This is a genomic window from uncultured Amnibacterium sp. (assembly GCF_964245895.1).
Classification (GTDB): Bacteria; Actinomycetota; Actinomycetes; order Actinomycetales; family Microbacteriaceae; genus Amnibacterium.
The window spans coordinates 1-8,409 of record NZ_CAXTOQ010000148.1 but is presented as its reverse complement, the minus strand read 5'-3'; the positions used below and the strand labels follow the sequence as shown (position 1 = coordinate 8,409).

Here is an 8,409-nt window from a genome sequence, read left to right as displayed (position 1 = left end):
CGCCTCCGGCACCATCATCATCACCGCGTGCGGCAGGCTGCGGCCGCCGAGGCTCAGCAGCTCGACGACCTCGTCGAACGAGGCGGAGTCGCTCGCCCCTGGGGTGCAGATCGGCAGCAGCTTCTCCACGTCGCCGATCAGCTCGCTGGACAGCTGCGACTGGCGGGCGCGCATCCAGTTGCGGTTGCCCTGCACCGTGTTGATCTCGCCGTTGTGGGCGATCATCCGGAAGGGCTGCGCGAGCGGCCACGAGGGGAACGTATTGGTGGAGTACCGCGAATGCACGAGCGCGAGCGTCGAGGCGAAGCGCTCGTCGGACAGGTCCGGGTAGAACGGCTCGAGCTGCAGGGTCGTGACCATGCCCTTGTAGACGACGGTGCGGCTCGACAGCGACGCGAAGTAGGCGCCGTGCTCCCGCTCCGCCCGCTTGCGGAGGCGCATCGCCTGCCGGTCGAGCACGATGCCGGCCGGGTGCGACGCCCTGGTCGAGGCGACGAACAGCTGCTCGATCACCGGCATGGCGGCCCGGGCGAGCTGCCCGATGGTCTCCGGCCGCGTCGGCACCGCGCGCCAGCCGAGCACCTGCAGGTCCTCCTCCGCGGCGATGTCCGCCACGGCGGCCTTCAGCGCGTTGCGCTCGCGCGCGTCGGTCGGCAGGAAGGCGAGGCCGACCGCGTACCGGCCGGCAGGCGGCAGGTCGAACCCGGCGACCTCGCGGAGGAACGCGTCGGGCACCTGGGTGACGATGCCCGCGCCGTCGCCGGTGCCCGCGTCCGAGCCCACGGCGCCGCGGTGCTCCAGGTGCCGGAGCGCGTCGAGGGCGTGGTCGATGATGTCGTGGCCGGGGGTGCCGCGCAGGGTGGCGACCATCGCGAGCCCGCAGGCGTCCTTCTCCGCGGCCGGGTCGTACAGGCCGGTGGCGGCGGGGACGGCGCTGAACGGCAGCGCGGACGCGGCGCCGTCGCGAGGTGCGGTGGTGTCGACCATGCGTCCTCCAGGGGCCCGGTGTCGGTCGGGATGGCTCGCGGGACGGCGTCGGCCCAGGGGAAAGGAACTCGATCCGGTGGGGCGGTCCACCGCCCTTCGGTCACCGGGTGGTCGTGGACCCGCTCGTGACGGTCCCGGCCGGCTCCGCGTCGTCCCCGTCCTCGAAGTCCGCCGCGGTGTAGCGCGATACTACCGGCGGCTCGGGCACCCACTCGCGGCCCGGCCGGTACACCGACGTCTCGACCCCCGGGTGCCTGCGGCGCGACCCCGCGATGATCGCGAGGCCCAGCAGGATCGCGAGGAACGCGGCCCAGACGTTGATGCGCAGCCCGAGGACGATGGTCGTCGGGTCGATGCGGATCGACTCGAACACGCTGCGGCCGATGCCGTACCAGATGAGGTACAGGCCGAGCGCGCGGCCCCAGCGCAGCGCCACCCGCCGCTCGATCAGCAGGATGAGGACCGCGCCTGCGGTGTTCCAGACCAGCTCGTACAGGAACGTCGGGTGGAACAGGGTGCCCGGCAGCAGCCCGGCGGGGAACGCCGCGTTGTCCGAGGGCACCTGGAGGCCCCACGGCAGGGTCGTCGGGATGCCGTAGAGCTCGGTGTTGAACCAGTTGCCGATGCGGCCGATGGCCTGCGCGAGCAGCATGCCCGGCGCGACGGCGTCGGCGAAGGACAGGAACCGGACGCCGGTCCAGCGGCTCGCGAGCCAGACGCCGACCGCGCCGCCGACGATCGATCCGAAGATCGCGTTCCCGCCGTTCCAGATCGCGACGGCGTTGATCCACGTGTTCACGTCCGTCAGCGGGTGGTCGGGGCCGAAGTAGTCGCCGACGTGGGTCAGCACGTGCCAGGCGCGCGCGCCGACCAGCGCGAGCGGCACCGCGAGGATCGCGAAGTCGACGACGACGCCCGGCTGGCCGCCGCGGGCCGTGAGCCGGCGGGAGGTGAGCACGACCGCGACGACGATGCCCGCGAGGATGCAGAGCGCGTAGCTGTGGATCGTGAAGATGCCGATCGAGAACAACGCCCAGGACGCGGGCGGGCTCGGGATCGATACCGGGATCACGGCGTCGAATGTACCGGGCCGCCTGGGGCCGCGCTCATCGGGGCACGGATCGTGATGGGTCGGCGCGGCTCGCACGCTCGCGCGTCGGCTGCGCGGTGCCGTGTGCAGGATCACGTCCCGCGTGCAGGACGCGCGAGCCCGATCCGTCCTTCAGCCGGGACGGCGTCCTGCGCGAGGGCTGGTTCAGGAATTCGTCCCGCGTTCAGGACCACCACGCCCGAACCCTCCTGAACCCGGGAACGAATCCTGAACGAGGCACTGAGAGGTGCCTCGTGCAGGAACGCGCACGAAGACGATCGGTGCAAGGCGCCAGTGCGGGCCGCGTGCAGGACCGCGGGCCGCGTGCAGGACGTCCGGGCGCGATCCGTCCTGCAGCCGGGACGGCGTCCTGCACCGCGCACCGGTCGGCTCGGGCACCGGGCGGGTCAGGCCCGGGCGGTGCCCTCCGCCAACGCGTCCGCCGCGTCGGCGAGGGCGCCCAGGCCTCGGCCCAGGGCGCTGACCAGGTGGCTGCCGACGATGGCGCCGTCGGCATAGGTGAGCACCTCCGCCACCTGCGCACCGGTCGAGATGCCGATGCCGACCGCGAGCGGCCGGTCGGTGACCGCGCGGAGGCGGTCGACCAGCGTGCGGGCGGCGCCGTCGACGTCGGCGCGCGCGCCGGTGATGCCCATCGTCGAGACGACGTAGGTGAACCCGCGGGAGGACGCCGCGGCCCGCCGCAGGCGCGCCTCCCCCGAGGTCGGCGCGGCCAGGAACACGCGGTCGAGGCCGTGCGCGTCGCTCGCCGCGATCCACTCCGCGGCCTCGTCCGGCACCAGGTCCGGCGTGATGAGGCCGGCGCCGCCCGCCTCCGCCAGCGCGCCGGCGAACCGGTCGACGCCGTACGACAGGACCGGGTTGTAGTAGGTCATGCAGAGCACCGGCGCGCCGGAGGCGCTGGTGATCTCGCGGACGGCCTCGAAGGCGTGCCGGAGACGGAAGCCCTGCTCGAGCGCCCTCGTGGTCGCCGCCTGGATCGTCGGGCCGTCGATGACCGGGTCGGAGTACGGCAGGCCGAGCTCGAGCAGGTCCACGCCGTGCTGCGTCAGCGTGATCGCGGCCTCGATGCTGGTCGAGAGGTCGGGGTAGCCGATCGGCAGGTAGCCGACCAGGGCGCCGGCGCCGGAGGCGTTCTCCGCCCGGATCCGCGCCTCGACCCGGGAGGCGGCGACGTCCTGCGGCACCGAGGTCACTCCTGCACCGCGTCGCGGTCGACCAGGTCGAACCAGCGGGCGACCGTCGTGGTGTCCTTGTCGCCGCGCCCGGAGAGGTTCACGAGGATCGTCGCGTCGGGGCCCAGCTCGCGGCCCAGCTCGAGCACGCCGGCCAGCGCGTGCGCGGACTCGATCGCCGGGATGATCCCCTCGGTGCGACTCAGCAGCCGCACCGCGTCCATCGCGGCCGCGTCGGTGACGGAGCGGTAGACCGCCCGCCCGCTGTCCGCGAGGAACGCGTGCTCCGGACCGACGCCCGGGTAGTCGAGCCCGGCCGAGACGGAGTGCGACTCGAGCGTCTGCCCGTCCTCGTCCTGCAGCACGTAGCTGCGGGCGCCGTGCAGCACGCCCGGCCGGCCGACGCCGATCGTGGCGGCCGTGCGCGGGGTGTCCGCGCCGTCGCCGCCCGCCTCGAAGCCGTGCAGGGCGACCCCGGCGTCGTCGAGGAACGCGGTGAAGATCCCGATGGCGTTCGAGCCGCCGCCGACGCACGCCGCGACGACGTCGGGCAGGGCGCCCGTCCGCTCGAGGACCTGCGCCCTGGCCTCGTCGCCGATGATGCGCTGGAGGTCGCGGACCATCGCCGGGAACGGGTGCGGACCGGCGGCGGTGCCGAACACGTAGTTCGTGGTGGCGACGTTCGTCACCCAGTCGCGCATGGCCTCGTTGATCGCGTCCTTCAGCGTGCGCGACCCGGCGGTGACGGGCACGACCTCGGCGCCCAGGAGGCGCATGCGCGCGACGTTCAGCGCCTGCCGGTCGGTGTCGACCTCGCCCATGTACACCGTGCAGTCGAGCCCGAACAGGGCGGCCGCGGTGGCGGTCGCGACGCCGTGCTGGCCCGCGCCGGTCTCGGCGATGACGCGCCGCTTCCCGATCTTGCGGGTCAGCAGCGCCTGCCCGAGCACGTTGTTGATCTTGTGCGACCCGGTGTGGTTCAGGTCCTCGCGCTTGAGGAGGATCCGGGCCCCGCCGGCGTGCGCGGCGAAGCGCGGCACCTCGGTGAGCGGTGACGGGCGGCCCGTGTAGTCGCGGTGCAGCGCCGCGAGCTCCGTGACGAACGCGGGATCGACCCGCAGCTCCTCCCACGCGGCGGTCAGCTCGTCGAGGGCGGCGATCAGGGGCTCCGGCACCCAGCGGCCGCCGTAGGCGCCGAAGTAGGGCCCCTCGCCGGAGGAGCTGCGGGCGATCGTCGTGTCGGTCATGAGCCGGCCCTCCGGAAGGCGTCGATGAGCACGGCGGGGTCGCCGGTGACGAGCGCCTCGCCGACGAGCACGACGTCGGCGCCCGCGGCGCGGTAGGCGGCGACGTCCTCGGGCGTGCGGACCGCGGACTCGGCGACCTTGACGACGCCGGCCGGGATGCGGCCGGCCACCCGCGAGAACAGGTCGCGGTCGAGCTCGAACGTGTCGAGGTCCCGGGCGTTCACCCCGAGGAGGCGGGCGCCCGCGGCCAGCGCGCGGTCCACCTCCCCCTCGTCGTGCGTCTCGACGAGCGCGGTCATCCGCAGGTCGTGCACGAGGGCGAGCAGCGAGCGCAGCTGGTCGTCCGGCAGGGCCGCGACGATCAGCAGGACGAGGTCGGCGCCCGCCGCGCGCGCCTCGAGCACCTGGTACGGCAGGGAGACGAAGTCCTTCCGCAGCACGGGCACGTCGACCGCCGCGCGGACCGCCTGCAGGTCGGCGAGCGAGCCGGCGAACCGGCGCTGCTCGGTGAGCACGCTGATGGCGCTCGCCCCGGCGTCCGCGTAGGCGCTCGCGAGCGAGGCCGGGTCCGGGATGTCGGCGATCGGGCCGCGGGAGGGGCTGGCGCGCTTGACCTCCGCGACGACCTTGACGACGCCGGGGTCCGGCGCGAGCGCGGCGAGGGCGTCGAGCGCGGGCGGCGCGGCCAGGGCCGCGCGCTCCACGTCGAGCAGCGGCCGGTCGGCCTCGCGGAGACGGGCGTCCTCGGCCGACCCCGCGGTCAGCTCCGCGAGCAGCCCGCGCAGGGTCGGCGTGGGACCGCTCAGTGCGAGCCCCCGGACCGCGCGCCGCCGACACCGAAGCCGACCGCCTTGAGCAGGCCGCCGACGACGAGGCCGACAGGGATCAGCGCGGCGCCGAGCCAGACGAGCGGGATCACGTCGAGGAACAGGAACGCCGTGGCGATCGCGAAGCCGATCAGCATGATCACGACCGCGGCCCACGCCGCCGGCGAGGATCCGTGGCCGCCCTCATCGCTGATGTTCGACATGTCCTGGATCCTACCGGTCGGGCTCGGGCCGCCGCCCGTCGGGCGAGGTCGGATCGGTGCCGCGGGTGAGGGCGTCCCACTCGGCGATCGGGTCGGTCGACGCCGGCGCGGGCTGGTCCGAGCGGTACCGGCGGCCGCCGGTCGACCACCAACGGCCGCGGAGGACCACGACCAGGCCGAGCAGGGCGGCCAGCACCCCGGCCACCGCGCCGACCTCCGGCCACGCGGTGCCCGAGCGGCTCGTGACGAGGGAGCCGACGTCGGTCACCCCCGTGACGGCGCTGATCGCGCCGCGGGTGCCCGTCGCGTCGTCGAGCACGGACGGCAGCACGACCGCGACGATCCCCGCCCCCAGCACCACGAGCAGCACGCCCAGCACGATCCGCGCGACGCGGCCGGCGATGGTCAGCGCGAGCGCCAGGGCCAGCGCCACGATCCCGAGCGGGGCGAGCGCGGGGGTCGCCTGCGCCCCGCTCACCACGACGGGGGCCTGCACGCCGGTGACGACGGCGGTCGCGAACGTGCGGGTGGAGGCGAGCACCGCGACCGCGCCGGCCGCGACGGCGCCGAGCACGACGAGCAGGCGCTCGCGCCCGGGCGTCACGCCGAGCCGACCGGGCGCATCGCGCCGGCGACCGCGACCGCCTTGAGCGGCGCCGTCGCCTTGTTCCAGCTCTCCGCCCACTCCAGCTCGGGCACGGAATCGGCGACGAGGCCGCCGCCCGCCTGCACCCGGGCGACGCCGTCCGCGATCACGGCCGTCCGGATCGCGATCGCAAGATCGAGGTCGCCCGCGAAGTCGAAGTAGCCGACGACGCCGCCGTACACCCCGCGGCGGGCGGGCTCGAGCGCGTCGATGATCTCGAGCGCCCTCGGCTTCGGCGCCCCGGAGAGGGTGCCGGCCGGGAAGGTGGCGCGCAGCACGTCGACCGGCCCGACGCCGGGCCCCGCCTCCCCCTCCACGCTCGAGGTGATGTGCATGATGTGGCTGAACCGCTCGATGCGCATGAACTCGGTCACCTCGACGGTGCCGGGCACGCAGACCTTCGCCAGGTCGTTGCGGGCCAGGTCGACGAGCATCAGGTGCTCGGCGCGCTCCTTCTCGTCCACCCGCAGCTCCGCCGCGAACGCCTCGTCCGCCTCCGGCGTCGCGCCGCGCGGCCGCGACCCGGCGATCGGGTGGCTGAACACGCGTCCGCCCTCGACCTTCACGAGCGCCTCCGGCGACGAGCCGACGACCGCGACCGGGGCGCCGTCCGCCCGTTCATGCGCGATGAGGTACATGTACGGCGACGGGTTCAGCTGCCGCAGCACCCGGTACACGTCGAGCGGGCTGGCGGCCGTCGGCAGGTCGAACCGCTGCGCGATCACGACCTGGAACACGTCGCCCTCGCGGATGTGCTCCTTCGCCGTCTCGACGGCGGCGAGGTAGTCCTGCCGCTCCGTACGCGCCGCCGGCTCGGGCACGACGTCGAGGTCGACGAGGGCGAGCTGCGCCTCGGTCGGGGCGCCGAGCCGGCGCTCGAGCGCGTCGAGCCGGCGCTGCGCGTCCGCCCAGGCCGCCTCCGCGGCGGTGCCCTCGTCGTTCAGCACCGTCACGATCAGGGACACGGTGCCCTTCAGGTGGTCGATCGCGACGACCTCGGAGGCGAACACCATGCCGATCTCGGGCACCTGGTAGTCGGCGGGCGGCGCGTTCGGCAGCCGCTCGAGCAGCCGGACGGCGTCCCAGCCGATGTACCCGACGAGCCCGCCGGTGAGCGGCGGCAGGCCGGGCACGCGGGGCGACGCCCAGTGCGAGTGCAGGTCGTCGAGCGCCTCCAGGTAGTCGCCGGTGATGCCCCCCGCACCGAAGGCGCGGGAGGCGGGCAGCCCCCAGTCCTGCCAGACCGGGCGGCCCCGCTGCTCGGTGAGCGCACCGAACGCCGCGACGCCGACGAAGGAGTACCGCGACCAGATCCCGCCCTGCTCCGCGGACTCGAGCAGGAACGCCCCCGGCCGCATGCGCCCGTCCGCGCGCATGGCGAGCTTGCGGAAGATGCCGAGCGGGGTCTCGCTGTCCGCGAACAGCACCCGGACGACCGGCACGACGCGCCGCCCCTCCAGGTGGTCCCCGAACCGCTCCCTGGTCGTCGTACCGGGCATCGCGCTCACGAGGACGCGCCGACCGTCACGTCGACCGGATGCGTGTCGAAGCACGCGTGCGCCCCGGTGTGGCAGGCGGGGCCGACCTGGTCGACGGTCACGAGCAGGGTGTCGGCGTCGCAGTCGAGCGCGGCGGCGCGCACGTGCTGCACGTGCCCGGAGGTGTCGCCCTTGCGCCAGTACTCCTGCCTGCTGCGGGACCAGAACGTGACGCGGCCCTCGGTGAGCGTGCGGCGCAGCGCCTCGCGGTCCATCCAGCCGAGCATCAGCACGTCCTTCGTCGAGGCCTCCTGCACGATCGCGGGCAGCAGCCCGCCGTCGGTGAAGCGGGCGAGCGCGAGGGCCGCGTCCGCGTCGATCGTCTCGCCGGTCATCGCACCTCCACCCCGGCGTCCGCGAGGGCCGCCTTCACCTGCCCGATCGTCAGCAGCCCGCGGTGGAACACGCTGGCGGCCAGCACCGCGTCCGCACCCGCGCCGACCGCCGGCGCGAAGTGCTCGAGCGAGCCGGCGCCGCCTGAGGCGATCAGCGGGACGGAGCTGACCGCCCGCACGGCCTCGATGAGGCGCAGGTCGTAGCCGGCCTTCGTGCCGTCCGCGTCGATCGAGTTGAGCAGCAGCTCCCCCGCCCCGAGGTCGATCGCGGTCCTGGTCCACTCGATCGCGTCGATGCCCGTGCTCTTGCGGCCGCCGTGCGTGGTGACCGCGAAGCCGG

General features: G+C 74.6%; 9 protein-coding genes and 1 pseudogene. All 10 read right to left on the bottom strand.

The genetic code is table 11. The features are described 5' to 3' along the window. Positions 1-987 (bottom strand): annotated as a pseudogene (locus tag ACFE60_RS15650) (glutamate synthase subunit alpha); the annotation flags it as partial. Positions 988-1,087: 100 nt separating this feature from the next. Beyond that, entirely contained in the window at positions 1,088-2,059 is a 972-nt protein-coding gene (gene lgt, locus ACFE60_RS15645) for a prolipoprotein diacylglyceryl transferase (RefSeq protein ID WP_375389789.1), read from the bottom strand. Positions 2,060-2,484: 425 nt separating this feature from the next. Then, positions 2,485-3,285, bottom strand: coding sequence for a tryptophan synthase subunit alpha (gene trpA / locus ACFE60_RS15640; RefSeq protein ID WP_375389788.1), 801 nt, complete (start codon positions 3,283-3,285; stop codon positions 2,485-2,487). Between the two features lie 5 nt (positions 3,286-3,290). After that, positions 3,291-4,520, bottom strand: coding sequence for a tryptophan synthase subunit beta (trpB, locus tag ACFE60_RS15635; protein WP_375389787.1), 1,230 nt, complete (start codon positions 4,518-4,520; stop codon positions 3,291-3,293). Beyond that, positions 4,517-5,296: an indole-3-glycerol phosphate synthase TrpC gene (trpC, locus tag ACFE60_RS15630; protein WP_375389791.1), complete on the bottom strand. Its 780-nt coding sequence runs from the start codon at positions 5,294-5,296 to the stop codon at positions 4,517-4,519. The genes trpB and trpC overlap by 4 nt, the downstream gene beginning before the upstream one ends. A gap of 26 nt (positions 5,297-5,322) precedes the next feature. Beyond that, the gene (locus ACFE60_RS15625; RefSeq protein WP_375389786.1) at positions 5,323-5,550 is read right to left on the bottom strand and encodes an HGxxPAAW family protein; all 228 of its coding nucleotides are present in this window, start codon (positions 5,548-5,550) and stop codon (positions 5,323-5,325) included. Between the two features lie 10 nt (positions 5,551-5,560). Then, entirely contained in the window at positions 5,561-6,154 is a 594-nt protein-coding gene (locus ACFE60_RS15620; protein ID WP_375389785.1) for a Trp biosynthesis-associated membrane protein, read from the bottom strand. Then, positions 6,151-7,695 carry an anthranilate synthase component I gene (locus ACFE60_RS15615; protein WP_375389790.1) on the bottom strand — a complete coding sequence of 515 codons (1,545 nt, stop codon included), beginning with the start codon at positions 7,693-7,695 and terminating at the stop codon, positions 6,151-6,153. The genes ACFE60_RS15620 and ACFE60_RS15615 overlap by 4 nt, the downstream gene beginning before the upstream one ends. Before the next feature lie 5 nt (positions 7,696-7,700). Next, entirely contained in the window at positions 7,701-8,069 is a 369-nt protein-coding gene (gene hisI / locus ACFE60_RS15610) for a phosphoribosyl-AMP cyclohydrolase (RefSeq protein ID WP_375389784.1), read from the bottom strand. Continuing rightward, on the bottom strand, positions 8,066-8,409 hold a 344-nt coding region (locus ACFE60_RS15605; RefSeq protein ID WP_375389783.1), incomplete at its 5' end, for a HisA/HisF-related TIM barrel protein. The genes hisI and ACFE60_RS15605, both read right to left, overlap by 4 nt.